The following is a 13,970-nucleotide window of genomic DNA, read 5'->3' on the forward strand; positions in this document are numbered from 1 at the left end:
GAAGTCAGTCTCCAAAAGAATATTAGTCCAGCGTAATCTCCAGTGCCAAACCTCGCAGCTCGTGCACCAGTACGTTAAACGATTCCGGGATATTCGGACGAGGCATGTTTTCGCCTTTCACAATGGCTTCGTAGGCTTTAGCACGGCCAATTACGTCATCCGACTTCACCGTCAGAATTTCCTGCAGGATGTTAGCGGCCCCGAAGGCTTCGAGTGCCCACACTTCCATCTCGCCGAAACGCTGACCACCGAACTGTGCTTTACCACCCAGCGGCTGCTGTGTGATGAGCGAGTAAGGTCCAATGGAACGGGCGTGCATCTTGTCGTCAACCAGGTGACCCAGTTTCAGCATGTAGATGACCCCGACGGTAGTTTTCTGGTCGAAGCGCTCGCCACTCAAACCATCGTACAGATACGCACGTCCCAAATCGGGCAAACCGGCTTGCTTCAGTTCGTGAGCGACTTCCTCTTCAGTAGCTCCGTCGAAAATCGGCGTAGCGTACTTTTTGCCGAGCTTCAAACCAGCCCAACCCAGTACGGTCTCGTAAATCTGCCCGAGGTTCATCCGGGAAGGTACCCCCAATGGGTTCAGGACAATATCAACCGGAGTGCCGTCTTCCAGGAAAGGCATGTCTTCTTCACGAACAATTTTCGCAACGACCCCTTTGTTTCCGTGGCGACCGGCCATCTTATCCCCTACTTTCAGCTTCCGCTTCTTGGCGATGTAGACTTTGGCCATGCTGACGATTCCCGCCGGCAGTTCGTCACCAACTTCTAGGGTAAAACGCTCCCGTTTGAAGCGACCTGTGATCTCGTTCCGACGATTGTTGTAATTTCTAACAATTTCTCCTACCAGATGGTTAACCCGCTCGTCGTCGGTCCAGTTGTCGAGAATTACGTCGGCAATCAGGTTGACCTCTTCGGGAACGTTGTAGTTGCTTTCGTCTCGGTACGGGTTCTTCTCAGCAAACAGGTTTTCGCCGATCACCCGTTCTGAGAACTTCACACCCTTAGAGATTAGTTCATCACCAAATTTATGTTTTACGCCCTGGCTTGATTTGCCTTCCAGCAAAGTGGCCAGTTTGTGCACCATTACTTTGCGGAGATCGATCAGGTCTTTGCTGTACTTGCTCTTCAGTACCTCAACTTCCTTCTTCGCTTTCGCACGCAGGTCCTTGTCTTTCTTAGGACGAGAGAACAGCTTGGTGTCGATGACCACGCCGCGCAAAGACGGCGGTGCTTTCATCGAAGCGTCTTTCACATCTCCCGCTTTGTCGCCGAAGATGGCGCGCAGCAGTTTTTCTTCAGGGGTTGGATCAGTCTCTCCTTTCGGAGTAATCTTACCGATCAGGATGTCGCCTTCTTTTACTTCTGAACCGATGCGGATGATTCCGTTGTCGTCCAGGTTGCGTACCGCTTCTTCACTAACGTTCGGAATTTCCGAAGTCAGTTCTTCTTCACCACGCTTGGTATCTCGCACTTCGAGTTCGAACTCCTCAATGTGTAAGGAAGTAAAGATGTCGTCGCGCACGACGCGTTCCGAGATCACGATGGCATCCTCGTAGTTGTAACCCTGCCACGGCATGAAGGCCACTTTCAGGTTCCGACCCAGGGCCAGTTCTCCTTTTTGGGTTGCGTAGCCTTCGCACAGGATTTCTCCTTTTTTCACCCGCTGCCCACGTTTCACAATCGGACGCAGGTTGATGCAGGTATCTTGGTTCGTGCGGCGGAACTTGATTAGATTATACGTACGGGTTTCGTTATCGAAATCCACCAGTTTCTGATCGTCCGTCAGGTCATAGCGCAACACAATTTTGCGTGCATCGACAAACTCAACCACACCATCTTCTTCTGCCAGTACCAACGTACGCGAATCGCGTGCTACGCGGCCTTCCAAGCCCGTTCCCACAATGGGAGATTCCGGACGAAGTAGCGGCACGGCTTGGCGTTGCATGTTCGATCCCATCAGGGCGCGGTTGGCATCATCGTGCTCCAAGAAGGGAATCAATGAGGCTGCAACCGACACAATCTGGTTCGGTGCTACGTCCATGTAAGTCAAGTCCTTAGGACCTACCAGCGGGAAGTCACCTTCGTAACGGGCTTTGATCTGCTCGCGCAGGTAATTCCCTTTATCATCGATGGGCGCGTTGGCCTGCGCGATGTTGTGCTTATCTTCTTCTTCTGCCGTTAGGTAAGCGACGTTCTTGTCCAGCCGTACGACACCATCTTCCACGTACCGGTAAGGCGTCTCGATGAAGCCCATATGGTTGATTTTGGCGTGCACACACAGCGAGGAAATTAGTCCGATGTTCGGACCTTCCGGCGTTTCGATGGTGCACAGACGTCCGTAGTGCGTGTAGTGTACGTCACGTACCTCGAAACCAGCACGCTCGCGCGACAGACCACCTGGTCCCAAAGCTGACAGACGACGCTTGTGCGTAATCTCAGCCAGTGGGTTGGTCTGGTCCATGAACTGCGATAACTGGTTGGTACCAAAGAACGAGTTGATGACCGACGAAAGCGTTCGTGCGTTAATCAGGTCAACGGGTTTGAAATCTTCGTTATCACGTACGTTCATCCGTTCCTTGATGGTCCGTGCCATACGTGCCAACCCGACACCGAACTGACTATAGAGTTGCTCCCCTACTGTCCGTACACGACGGTTGCTCAGGTGGTCAATATCATCAACAACCGCCTTCGAGTTGATCAACCCGATGAGGTATTTCACAATCTCGATGATGTCCTGCGTCGTTAAAACGCGGGTATCAGCTTCAATTTCCAGCCCCAGCTTTTTGTTGATCCGGTAGCGACCCACTTCACCCAGATCGTAACGTTTGTCCGAGAAGAACAGGTTCTGAATGATATCGCGTGCCGTCTGCTCGTCAGGTGCTTCCGTGTTACGGAGCTGACGATAGATCTGCTCTACCGCTTCTTTCTCTGAGTTAGAGTTATCTTTCTGAAGCGTATTGTAGATGATCGTGTAGTCGGCAATGTTGATGTCCGCGCGGTGCAGGATGATCGACTTCGTGCCCGAATCCAGAATCGTTTCTACGTCCTCTGCTTCCAGTACGGAATCACGCTCCAACAACACCTCGTTCCGGTCGATCGACACCACCTCACCGGTGTCTTCGTCCACAAAGTCTTCTGTCCAGGTGCGAAGAACACGAGCCGCCAGCTTACGTCCTACCACGTCTTTCAGGTTCTCACCATTGGCTTCGATTTCCTCTGAAAGATTGAAAAGGTCCAGGATGTCTTTGTCGGTACCGTAACCGATCGCCCGCAACAACGTCGTCACCGGGAATTTCTTCTTCCGGTCGATGTACGCGTACATGACGTTATTCACGTCCGTCGCAAATTCAATCCATGAGCCTTTGAACGGAATGATCCGTGCCGAATACAGCTTGGTGCCGTTGGTGTGTTTGCTTTGCGCAAAGAACACCCCCGGCGAACGGTGCAACTGCGAGACAATAACACGCTCAGCACCATTAATAATGAATGAACCGCGCGAGGTCATGTAAGGGATGTTGCCCAAAAACACTTCCTGCTCGATCGTTTCAAAATCCTCATTGTCAGCATCGTTACACAGCAAGCGCAACTTTGCCTTCAAGGGTACAGCATAGGTAAGCCCCCGATCAATACACTCATCTACCGAATATTTGGGAGGATCGATGGTGTAGTCAATAAACTCAAGAACAAAGTTTTCTCGAGAGTCAGTAATCGGAAAATTCTCAGCGAAGACTTTATACAAGCCCTCCTGGGTCTTCTTCTCGGCGGCTGTATCAAGCTGAAAGAAATCCTTAAAAGACTGGAGCTGTACATCTAGGAAGTCCGGGTAATCGATGATGTTCCGGATAGACGCAAAGCTTTTTCTCGGGGTGGGATATGAAGAATTAGCTGACATCGAAATTCAGAGATAGGTAGACAAATTATTCAGAAGACACGCTTCCAGACAGATTAGTTCCGACCGAAAGGAGGTGTTTGTCAAAAAGACACCACTAGGTACAAACAGGAAAAGACCTGACGGAAAGCCAGGCCTACTTTCGGAATAAACTCGGTAAAGGGGAGAAGCTTTATTTTACTTCGACTTCAGCACCAGCTTCTTCCAACTGTTTCTTGAGCGCATCTGCCTCATCTTTCGCTACACCTTCTTTCAAAGGCTTAGGAGCGCTATCAACGAGTTCTTTTGCTTCTTTCAGGCCAAGACCAGTGAGTTCTTTCACCAGTTTAACGACTGCCAGTTTGCTGGCGCCAGCGGCTTTCAGTACTACGTCGAAGCTAGTCTTCTCGGCAGCGGCCTCTTCGGTGGCGGCTGCGGCTGGTCCTGCTACAACAGCGGCCGCGGCGGCAGGTTCAATGCCGTAATCGTCCTTCAGAATAGTGGCCAGCTCATTTACTTCCTTCACAGTCAGGTTTACCAACTGTTCCGCGATCGATTTCAAATCTGCCATCTTAGTGCTACTTTAATAATGATTAAACAAGGGTTATGATTCCTTTTCGGAAAGGGTTTTAAGAATACCGACGATCTTTTGGCCACTGCCTGTCAGGCCAGAAAGCACAGTTTTCATCGGCGATTGTAGGAGTGCGACTACGTCGGCAATAAGTTCCTGCTTCGATTTAACACTGGTAAGGGCATCCAATTGATTAGCGCCGATGTACAACGCTTGGTCGATGGAAGCGGCTTTCAGTACAGGCTTTTCCAGCTTACCGTTCTTCTTGTAGAAGTCCTTAAGCAATTTAGCGGGAACGTTGCCTGCCTCAGGAGAGAACATAATTCCTGAGAAACCTTTCAGAACATCATCAAATTCCGAGTAGTCGGTTTCTTGGTCCTCCAATGCTTTTTTAACCAGGGTATTTTTGTACACTTTGTACTCAATCCCCTTTTCAAAGCAGGCCCGCCGAAAGTCGTTGATCTGCGCCACGGACATGCCGGAGGCGTCGGTTACATAGAAGTAGTTGAAGTTCGAAAACTTTTCACGTAACTCTTCAATGATGCTGGCTTTTTCTTCGCGTGTCATGATTAGATTCCGGCTATGCTAGCTTTATCAATAGTAATTCCAGGGCTCATGGTGCTGGACAAATGCACCGAGCGCAAGTAAGTTCCTTTGGCAGAAGAGGGCTTCAGCTTCGTGATAACATTCATCAGTTCCTGAACATTATCCGCAAGTTTCTGGGGCTCGAACGAAACCTTTCCTACACTGGCGTGGATGATGCCGTACTTGTCGACTTTAAAGTCAATCTTACCGGCTTTCACTTCACCCACCGCTTTGCCAATGTCCATCGTTACCGTACCCGACTTAGGGTTAGGCATCAGGCCACGCGGACCGAGGATACGGCCCAAGCGTCCTACTTTAGCCATTACGGTAGGCATGGTGATGATCACATCCACATCGGTCCAGCCTTGCTCGATCTTCTGAATGAACTCATCCAGACCCACGTAGTCAGCGCCTGCCGCACGGGCCTCTTCCTCTTTATCCGGTGTGCACAGTGCCAATACCCGTACAGTTTTACCCGTACCATGCGGCAAAGTGGCTACTCCACGCACCATCTGATCAGCTTTCCGAGGATCAACACCCAAACGGATGTCTACGTCTACGGAAGCGTCGAATTTTGTATAGTTGATGTCTTTGACCAAGGCAGCGGCATCCAGCAGCGCATAGCTCTTGCTGCTATCCACTTTTTCGCGAGCGGCCTTCTGTTTCTTTGTTAGCTTAGCCATAATCTTGTGTGATGTGGGTTGAGCGTTTGGCCCGCCCCAAGCTTTAGAATAAAGAGATTAGAACGGCGCGTCGCCCGTCACAGTGATGCCCATGCTGCGCGCCGTACCTGCTACCATTTTCATGGCAGACTCTACTTTGAACGCGTTCAAGTCAGGCATTTTGGTTTCAGCAATCTGACGAACCTGATCCCATGTAACTGAGCCCACTTTTTTCCGGTTTGGCTCTGCCGACCCTGACTTCAGCTTGGCGGCTTCCATCAACAAGACCGGCGCAGGAGGAGTCTTGATTATAAAATCAAAAGACTTATCTTTATAAACCGTGATGACCACAGGCAACACCATGCCTTGCTTGTCCTGCGTGCGACCGTTAAATTGCTTGCAGAACTCCATGATGTTTACCCCTTTAGCCCCCAATGCAGGACCAATGGGCGGCGCCGGATTGGCTTGTCCTCCTTTTACCTGCAGCTTAACGTAGCCGCTTATTTCCTTAGCCATTTCGCTCTTATTACTATTGTTGTTTTTCTACCTGATAATAGTTCAGCTCGACCGGGGTGTTACGTCCGAAGATCTTCACCATCACGTTCAGCTTCTTCCGTTCTTCAAAAACCTCCTCTACGGTACCCGAGAAACCGTTGAACGGACCGTCCATCACTTTGATGGTCTCCCCTACAATGAACGGCGTATTCAGCTGCTCTTCTACTCCTTCGGTCTCGTCTACCTTACCCAGGATGCGGTTCACTTCCTGGGGTCGCAGCGGGACTGGCACCTTGTCGGCACCACCTTCGTTTGAACCCAAGAACCCAATAACGCCGGGGATGCTTGTGATTACGTGCGTGGTTTCACCAGAACTCAGGTCGGCCTGAATCATGATGTACCCTGGAAAAAAGCTCCGCTCTCGCACACGTTTTTTTCCATTCCGAATCTCATAGACCTTCTCGGAAGGAATCAGAATTTCAGGCACAACTTCCTCCAGGTGCTGCCGGGCGATTTCGTTTTCCAGGTAGGTTTTTACTTTCTTTTCCTGCCCGGCAACTGCCCGTACTACATACCACTTGAGTTCCGCCATTATTACTGGATAGTTTTTGATGGTTCGATTACAGGTTATAAATAACCTTCATCAGATTTTCGAACACAAAATCAATTGCCCAGATGACAAGCGAAAAAATAATTGACGCTACTAACACCAGGCGCGTATCACGCTGCAAACTGTCGAACTTCGGCCACGTTACCCGGTAACGCACCTCTTCGATCGACTCCTTCACAAAATTGGTCAGTTTTTTCACTGTATCACATGATTTGTGTTGGCACGGGAGGAGGGACTCGAACCCCCAACCAACGGTTTTGGAGACCGCTACTCTACCAATTGAGCTACACCCGTACAGCCTCCCCGAAAAAGGGACTGCAAAGATAGGGATTTTTGCGTTGCAAACAAAAGCGTCCCCGAGGTTTTCAGGGACGCTTTTGATAAGTTTTCGCTAAATTATTTCAGGATCTCTGTTACCTGCCCTGCACCCACGGTCCGGCCGCCTTCGCGAATCGCGAAACGAAGACCTTTCTCCATGGCCACTGTGTTGATAAGCTTCACAGTGATTGTGATGTTGTCACCCGGCATTACCATTTCTACGCCTTCGGGCAGCATGATCTCCCCGGTAACGTCGGTGGTACGCAGGTAAAACTGCGGACGGTATTTGTTAAAGAACGGTGTATGACGACCACCCTCCTCTTTTGACAGAACGTACACCTCGGCTTTGAACTCGCTGTGAGGCGTTACAGAACCAGGCTTACAGATTACCATACCGCGACGAATGTCAGTCTTTTCAATACCGCGGAGCAGGAGCCCTACGTTATCGCCCGCTTCGCCACGGTCCAGAATCTTGCGGAACATCTCCACACCTGTTACAGTCGACTTCAGGTTTTCAGCACCCATACCCAGGATCTCAACCGGATCACCCGAGTTGATGACACCACGCTCGATACGACCTGTAGCAACAGTACCACGACCTGTGATCGAGAACACGTCTTCGACCGGCATCAGGAACGGCAGATCAACCAGACGCTCGGGCAACGGAATGTAGCTATCAACGGCATCCATCAGTTCGACTACCGTCTTCACCCATTTCTCTTCACCATTCAGAGCACCCAGGGCCGAGCCTTGGATTACCGGAATGTCGTCGCCTGGGAATTCGTAGAAGCTCAGAAGTTCACGCACTTCCATTTCTACCAGTTCCAGAAGCTCTTCATCATCGACCATGTCGACTTTGTTCATGAACACGACCAGCGCAGGTACACCTACCTGACGTGCCAGCAGGATGTGCTCACGGGTTTGGGGCATAGGTCCATCCGTGGCGGCTACTACCAGAATAGCACCGTCCATCTGAGCGGCACCCGTTACCATGTTCTTTACATAGTCAGCGTGACCAGGGCAGTCAACGTGCGCGTAGTGACGATTTTCCGTCTGATACTCAACGTGTGAAGTATTGATGGTGATACCACGTTCTTTTTCTTCGGGTGCGTTATCGATCGAAGAGAAGTCGCGCATTGATGCCAAACCCTTCTCGGCAAGCACCTTCGTGATAGCCGCCGTCAGAGTTGTTTTACCGTGGTCAACGTGACCGATCGTACCAATATTAACGTGCGGCTTGGAACGATCGAAGGTTTCTTTAGCCATGTCTGAAAACTATGGTTAGGTTATTAAATTGAAAATTGTACTTGTGATAATTTACGCGTATGCCTTAAGCTCTACGAACTCAACATAGCGCGGAAGGACAGGCCTTCATTTTGTATGTACCAATAGCAGCCTTGCACACAAAGCTGCTGAACGGAAACATCGTAAGTCAATCGCTAGAAGTTCTTCGCCCTGCTCCATTCCTCGTCTCTTCTACCGAATAGCGCTTTGCCGAAACAATAACTCGCGCTGTTGAGCCAACGATGGGATTTGAACCCACGACCCCTTCCTTACCAAGGAAGTACTCTACCACTGAGCTACGTCGGCAGCTTCCCCTAAAGGGAAAAAAAGAGCGGTAGACGAGGCTCGAACGGCACGGGCCGCCCCGCCGCGACCTACAGCCTGAAAGGCTGTCGCTCTGATTGCTATCTAACCAGCCGCTTCTCGACTGAAGAGATAATAAAAGAGCGGGAGACGAGGCTCGAACCCGCGACCTACAGCTTGGAAGGCTGTCGCTCTACCAACTGAGCTACTCCCGCTTGCATTTCGCTCTCTACAGTCAACCCTCGCTTTCCAACAAAACAACGAGCGAAATAAGGTGGGGAGAGAAGGATTCGAACCTTCGAAGTCATAAGACAGCAGATTTACAGTCTGCCCCAGTTGGCCACTTTGGTATCTCCCCAACTGAACTTGTTTAGCGCAAAAATCGGCCCTGTAAGCCGATTCGTGATAAGCGCTTTTTCAAAAGAGATGCAAAAGTATGAGCATTTCTGGGATTATCAAATCCCTGTTGCAAAAAAATAGATTCTTCTTTCAACACTCCGTATGGCAAGCAAAAGGCTCCTCCTTCCGGGAAGCCGCCGAAAGATTAGGGCATAAATTCGTACAACCGCTTCAGGCGTTCACTGGCTTCTTCCTCTTTGATCTGTCGCCGCAACGGCGCAACTGCATCGGAGGTTTCTACCAACAGGCCCAACGCTTGGTAAGACGACAGGCGCACGTACTCGTTAGCATCGGCGCGTGCCAATGAAGCCAGCAGATCGATCCCTTCTTGTTGAAGCGTAGTATCGGGTACGTTCATCAGGTATTGCCCCAAGTACTGAGCCAATAGGTAACGCATTTGTGCAGGCCGGGTAGCCAGTTGTTTCTGGAACCAAGTAAAATTCTCCGGTTGAGCTTCCTGCGCGTAATAGTCGGCCAGAAAGTTGACGATGTGCTCATTGTCCTCTTTCTGAAAAGGCTGTACTACCTGTACTACGTCGGACGCCCCACTTTCTACGTAAGCGGTCAGCGCAGCGGCAATCACCATGTAGGAGCGGTCTTGCAGGGCTTCGCGGAAAAGCGACTGATCCGCAGGGTTCTCGAACGAAGCGAGGGTTTCCAGCGCCGTGGCTCTTACCGACGAAACGGTGTCGTCTAGCGCTAGCTGGCGGATGGTGGGCCGGATCGCGGCAAAGCTGGCTTCGTCTACGTTACTGAAGTAATTTAGCGCTTGTTCGCGCAGTGCCCAGAACGGATCGTGCAGGGCCCGCTCCATCATATCTGCAATCTGCGGGCGGTTGGTCCCTGACTGAAGCTGGTCCAGCGCTTCGTAGCGCGGCTCAAACTTGTCGCTGTGCAGGTACTGAAAGATCAACTCATCCGTCGTCTTCTGATGCTCTACCGTGCCCAACAGCTGCTGTTCGGCATCGAACAACACCAGATTCGGAGCCGAGGGTAGCCGGAACGTAAATTCCTGATAGCTTTTCTCGATCTCAATCGGTAGCTCTAACGGCTGATCGCCCATCCACACCTCCAAAGCAAGCGGAAGGCGGAACACCGGCGATTGGGTGGTGTCCTGTTCCTGCCAGACCTTCACGCGCAGCGAATCGCCCGAAAAGGTGTGCTGCACACGCAACTGCGGATGCCCGGGTTGCAGAAACCACTGGTTGAAGAACCAATTGAGGTCTTGGCCGGTCACCTCTTCGAACACCAACCGCAGGTTGTTGATTTCGACGGACTGGAACTGATAACGGGTAAGGTAAGTGCGCAGGGACTCAAAGAAAGCTTCGTCGCCCACGTACTTGCGCAGCATGTGAATGACCCGGCCCGCTTTGGCGTACGAGTGCGAATCGAACATATCTTCGCGGTCGGCATAATGGTACCGGATGATGGGCACCTGCTTGGTTTGCGCCTCGGATAGGTACTGCATCTTCTCGCTCAGTCCGCTGTAGTCGGCGGCGTCGCGTCCGTGCTCGTGCTCGGCCCATAGGTACTCCGAATAGTTGGCAAACCCTTCGTTCAGCGCTAGGTTCGACCACGATTCGCACGTGACCAGATCGCCGAACCACTGGTGAAACAACTCGTGGGCGACGATAAAATCCCAGTCGGTGTCGAGCGTTTCACGCGTGGTAAGCTGGAGATCGTCCATAAATACCGAGGCCGACGTGTTTTCCATCGCGCCCGACACGTACTCCCGTACGACCACCTGCGCATACTTCGCCCACGGATAGTCGACGCCCAGCTTTTGCGAGAAAAACTCCATCATGGCAGGCGTATCGCCAAACACGGCCTTGGCATGCGCGGCATACTTCGGCTCTACGTAATAGTTGACATCCAGATCGCGCCACTCGTCTTCTACCACGGCAAACTCCCCGACCGCCATCATAAACAAGTAAGGCGCATGGGGCAACTCCTGCGACCAATAGTCGGTGCGGGTGCCGTCGGCATTCGATTGGGAATAGATGAGCGACCCATTCGAGAGCGTCTTGAAACGGTCGTCGACAGTGATGTACATCTCCTGCGTGCACCGCTCGTTCGGCTGGTCGATGGTCGGGAACCAGCAACGGCTTCCCTGGGTCTCGCCCTGGGTCCAGATTTGCTGCGGCTTGTCCGGGTCGGTCCCCAGCGGATTGATAAAATAGAGGCCTTTGTCGGAGGTGATGGCCGCGCTTCCGCCTTCGGGCAGTTCGTTGGGCTTCGCGGTATAGACGATCATCACCTGAAAGGTGTCGGTTCGGGCATACGAGCGCTCCAGCTGAATCGTGATTTTTTCGCCGTCGTAGTCGTAGGTAAGCGGCCGCTCGCTGGTGTCGGTAATGAGTTGCACGGAATGCAGATCGAAGCCGCGTGCATCGAGCGCCAGTGTGCTTTGCGGATAGAACCAGGGCGAAAGGGTCAGCTCGGCTTCGCCATGCAGGTACTGCTTCGCCCAATCGAAACTGACCTCCAGACGCGTATGAATCAGGTCAAATGTCCGGGGCTCTTCGGCACGGTACGGGTAAACCGGCTCGGCCGGGCGGGGCGGCACGGCAACTTCTTCCACCGAATCTTCGATGATGCCGAGATCGGCCACGGCGGTGGTATCGGGCGCGGGGGGCGCTGTCACCGTAGTTTTCTTGAACGATGAACAGGCACTGGACACAACCAGCAGCAACAGGAAAACGCGAACCGTTTTAGTCATTCGAAAATAAGTGTCTACTTTGCTACGCATGTAAAGTCAGGAGTTACCGTTTTCTGCGCTTTTCTCGGCCGCCGGTCCCTCCCCGTTAACGTTAAGGTAAGCTAATAATGTACGAAGTTACCGTAAATCAGCATTCTAAGTTTAAAATCCAGCCGGACGGAACCGACGCCACTGCCCCCGAAGCAACGGCTTCGCCAGACATCACGGCGCTGGGCGAAGGCCGTTTCCATGTGCTCTACCAGCACCGCTCCTACCAGGTTGAAGTGGTACAGCGCAGCGCGGCCGACAAAACGTTTCAGATCCGGGTCAACGGTCGCCTGTACGAAACACAGGTACAGGACGAACTGGACCAACTCCTGGCCAGCATGGGATTGCAAAAAGGGGCCAGCGCGCAACTGAGCGAAATCAAAGCGCCCATGCCGGGCCTGATCCTGACAATCTCGGTAGAAGTGGGCCAAGCGGTCAAGAAGGGCGACCCGTTGCTCATTCTGGAAGCCATGAAGATGGAAAACGTACTCAAATCGCCGGGCGAAGGGACCATCAGCGCCCTGGCGGTGGTCCAGGGGCAAACGGTCGAGAAGAACGAAGTGCTCATCCGGTTTGCCTAAAGGCTCTATTCGGCGCACGCCCCTCTGGTTTTATGCTATATTTGCGCCACTTTCGGGTACGATCATCCCTCTTTCCTTACTGCATGAAATACAAAAGAATCCTGTTAAAGCTTAGCGGCGAGTCCCTGATGGGTAAAAAACAGTACGGCATCGATCCGGCGACCCTCAGTCAGTACGCGTCCGAAATCAAGCGTGTCTCAGAAATGGGCGTCGAAATTGCCATCGTCATCGGCGGCGGCAACATTTTCCGGGGAGTCGACTCCGAAGGCACGGGCATCGACCGGGTGCAGGGCGACTACATGGGCATGCTGGCTACGCTGATCAACGCCATGGCCCTGCAAAGCGCCCTCGAAAACGCCGGCCTGATTACCCGCCTCATGTCGGGCATCAAAGTAGAGCAGGTTTGCGAACCGTTCATCCGCCGCAGAGCCGTACGTCACTTGGAGAAAAGACGCATCGTCATCTTCGGTGCGGGCATCGGTAACCCGTATTTCACCACCGACTCTACGGCCAGCCTGCGCGCCGTGGAAATCGAAGCCGATGTAGTTTTGAAAGGCACCCGGGTCGACGGCATCTACACAGCCGATCCCGAGAAAGATCCGGCCGCTACGCGCTACCGCAGCATCTCTTTTCAGGAGGTTTACGAAAAACGACTCAATATCATGGATATGACGGCGTTTACCCTCTGCAAAGAGAACGATTTGCCCATCATCGTATTCGATTTTAACAAGCCCGGCAACCTGCACCGGATCGTGGAAGGCGAAGATGTCGGCACCCTTGTTACCATGTAACCGTATTCTATTCGCATACACCCAATTCTTATATAACTTTCATGGAAGAGATAGATTTATACCTGGAGGAAGCCCAGGAACTGATGGAAAAGGCCGTATTGCACACGCGCCAGGAATTGTCCAAAGTCAGAGCCGGCAAGGCCATGCCCAACATGTTAGACGACATCCGTGTCGATTATTACGGCGCGCCTACGCCGCTCAACCAGGTTTCTTCCGTTACGACACCCGATGCCCGCACGTTGGCCATCAAGCCGTTCGATAAAAATACGCTGGGGCTGATCGTCAACGCCATTCGCAACAGCGACCTGGGGCTGAACCCCATTAACGATGGCGACCTTGTGCGGATCAACATCCCGCCGCTGACGGAAGAGCGCCGCCGCGATCTGCTCCGCCAGGTTAAAAACGACATCGAAAACGGGAAAATCTCGATCCGTTCCATTCGGAAAGACACCAACGACTCCCTGAGAAAATTGCAGAAAGAGGGTGCTCCGGAAGATGCCGTAAAGCGCGGTGAAGATCGCGTGCAACAGCTAACGGACAAGTACGTGAGCACCATCGACGAGGTGTACGCACAGAAAGAAAAAGAAATCATGACGGTTTGAGAAAACGGTCTTCGGTTCCGTATCAGAAAAGCCTCGCCCGTCGAGGCTTTTTTTGTGCCGGGTGCGCCGCCGGTACCCCGCCCCTCCTCTCCGCAGGTCTTCTGAAAATAGTACCTTTGCGGTCCTGTTATACGTGATTTTTCATT

General features: G+C 52.2%; 12 protein-coding genes and 4 tRNA genes. 3 read left to right on the plus strand and 13 right to left on the minus strand.

Going from position 1 to position 13,970, the window contains the following annotated elements:
* Positions 1-22: 22 nt before the first annotated feature.
* From rpoB to BLR44_RS21720, 13 genes are all read right to left on the minus strand, one after another.
* Positions 23-3,901, minus strand: coding sequence for a DNA-directed RNA polymerase subunit beta (gene rpoB, locus BLR44_RS21660; protein ID WP_089686084.1), 3,879 nt, complete (start codon positions 3,899-3,901; stop codon positions 23-25).
* Between the two features lie 169 nt (positions 3,902-4,070).
* Entirely contained in the window at positions 4,071-4,448 is a 378-nt protein-coding gene (gene rplL, locus BLR44_RS21665; protein ID WP_089686086.1) for a 50S ribosomal protein L7/L12, read from the minus strand.
* A gap of 33 nt (positions 4,449-4,481) precedes the next feature.
* Complete coding sequence (gene rplJ, locus BLR44_RS21670; RefSeq protein WP_089686087.1) at positions 4,482-5,015, minus strand: 50S ribosomal protein L10; 534 nt, start codon at positions 5,013-5,015, stop codon at positions 4,482-4,484.
* Positions 5,016-5,017: 2 nt separating this feature from the next.
* Positions 5,018-5,716 (minus strand): 50S ribosomal protein L1, encoded by a 699-nt coding sequence (rplA, locus tag BLR44_RS21675; RefSeq protein WP_089686090.1) that lies wholly within the window; start codon positions 5,714-5,716, stop codon positions 5,018-5,020.
* Between the two features lie 57 nt (positions 5,717-5,773).
* The gene (gene rplK / locus BLR44_RS21680) at positions 5,774-6,211 is read right to left on the minus strand and encodes a 50S ribosomal protein L11 (RefSeq protein WP_089686092.1); all 438 of its coding nucleotides are present in this window, start codon (positions 6,209-6,211) and stop codon (positions 5,774-5,776) included.
* 13 nt (positions 6,212-6,224) lie between these two features.
* Positions 6,225-6,782 carry a transcription termination/antitermination protein NusG gene (gene nusG / locus BLR44_RS21685; RefSeq protein ID WP_089686094.1) on the minus strand — a complete coding sequence of 186 codons (558 nt, stop codon included), beginning with the start codon at positions 6,780-6,782 and terminating at the stop codon, positions 6,225-6,227.
* A gap of 28 nt (positions 6,783-6,810) precedes the next feature.
* Entirely contained in the window at positions 6,811-6,999 is a 189-nt protein-coding gene (secE, locus tag BLR44_RS21690; RefSeq protein WP_089686096.1) for a preprotein translocase subunit SecE, read from the minus strand.
* A gap of 19 nt (positions 7,000-7,018) precedes the next feature.
* Positions 7,019-7,094 (minus strand) — tRNA-Trp (locus BLR44_RS21695).
* A 102-nt stretch (positions 7,095-7,196) separates the two neighbouring features.
* Positions 7,197-8,384 carry an elongation factor Tu gene (gene tuf / locus BLR44_RS21700; protein WP_089686097.1) on the minus strand — a complete coding sequence of 396 codons (1,188 nt, stop codon included), beginning with the start codon at positions 8,382-8,384 and terminating at the stop codon, positions 7,197-7,199.
* A gap of 252 nt (positions 8,385-8,636) precedes the next feature.
* Positions 8,637-8,708 (minus strand) — tRNA-Thr (locus tag BLR44_RS21705).
* Between the two features lie 139 nt (positions 8,709-8,847).
* Positions 8,848-8,920 (minus strand) — tRNA-Gly (locus BLR44_RS21710).
* Between the two features lie 60 nt (positions 8,921-8,980).
* Positions 8,981-9,063, minus strand: a tRNA-Tyr gene (locus BLR44_RS21715).
* 186 nt (positions 9,064-9,249) lie between these two features.
* On the minus strand, positions 9,250-11,823 hold the full coding sequence (locus BLR44_RS21720) for a M1 family aminopeptidase (RefSeq protein ID WP_089686099.1): 2,574 nt from the start codon (positions 11,821-11,823) through the stop codon (positions 9,250-9,252).
* A 107-nt stretch (positions 11,824-11,930) separates the two neighbouring features.
* Between BLR44_RS21720 and BLR44_RS21725 the strand changes: the two genes are divergently transcribed.
* The 3 genes from BLR44_RS21725 (at position 11,931) to frr (ending at position 13,824) form a co-directional block, all read left to right on the plus strand.
* Positions 11,931-12,431: an acyl-CoA carboxylase biotin carboxyl carrier protein subunit gene (locus BLR44_RS21725; protein WP_089686102.1), complete on the plus strand. Its 501-nt coding sequence runs from the start codon at positions 11,931-11,933 to the stop codon at positions 12,429-12,431.
* Between the two features lie 83 nt (positions 12,432-12,514).
* Complete coding sequence (gene pyrH / locus BLR44_RS21730) at positions 12,515-13,222, plus strand: UMP kinase (RefSeq protein WP_089686104.1); 708 nt, start codon at positions 12,515-12,517, stop codon at positions 13,220-13,222.
* 41 nt (positions 13,223-13,263) lie between these two features.
* Complete coding sequence (gene frr / locus BLR44_RS21735) at positions 13,264-13,824, plus strand: ribosome recycling factor (RefSeq protein WP_089686106.1); 561 nt, start codon at positions 13,264-13,266, stop codon at positions 13,822-13,824.
* Positions 13,825-13,970: the final 146 nt, after the last annotated feature.

This window comes from Catalinimonas alkaloidigena (assembly GCF_900100765.1).
Lineage (GTDB): Bacteria > Bacteroidota > Bacteroidia > Cytophagales > Flexibacteraceae > Mooreia > Mooreia alkaloidigena.

Excerpts from the sequence above, each read along its gene's own strand:
- rpoB (WP_089686084.1), bottom strand. The coding sequence starts at position 3,901 with ATGTCAGCTAATTCTTCATATCCCACCCCGAGAAAAAGCTTTGCGTCT.
- BLR44_RS21720 (WP_089686099.1), bottom strand. The coding sequence starts at position 11,823 with ATGACTAAAACGGTTCGCGTTTTCCTGTTGCTGCTGGTTGTGTCCAGT.
- rplJ (WP_089686087.1), bottom strand. The coding sequence starts at position 5,015 with ATGACACGCGAAGAAAAAGCCAGCATCATTGAAGAGTTACGTGAAAAG.
- nusG (WP_089686094.1), bottom strand. The coding sequence starts at position 6,782 with ATGGCGGAACTCAAGTGGTATGTAGTACGGGCAGTTGCCGGGCAGGAA.
- rplA (WP_089686090.1), bottom strand. The coding sequence starts at position 5,716 with ATGGCTAAGCTAACAAAGAAACAGAAGGCCGCTCGCGAAAAAGTGGAT.
- rplK (WP_089686092.1), bottom strand. The coding sequence starts at position 6,211 with ATGGCTAAGGAAATAAGCGGCTACGTTAAGCTGCAGGTAAAAGGAGGA.
- rplL (WP_089686086.1), bottom strand. The coding sequence starts at position 4,448 with ATGGCAGATTTGAAATCGATCGCGGAACAGTTGGTAAACCTGACTGTG.
- pyrH (WP_089686104.1), top strand. The coding sequence starts at position 12,515 with ATGAAATACAAAAGAATCCTGTTAAAGCTTAGCGGCGAGTCCCTGATG.
- tuf (WP_089686097.1), bottom strand. The coding sequence starts at position 8,384 with ATGGCTAAAGAAACCTTCGATCGTTCCAAGCCGCACGTTAATATTGGT.
- frr (WP_089686106.1), top strand. The coding sequence starts at position 13,264 with ATGGAAGAGATAGATTTATACCTGGAGGAAGCCCAGGAACTGATGGAA.
- BLR44_RS21725 (WP_089686102.1), top strand. The coding sequence starts at position 11,931 with ATGTACGAAGTTACCGTAAATCAGCATTCTAAGTTTAAAATCCAGCCG.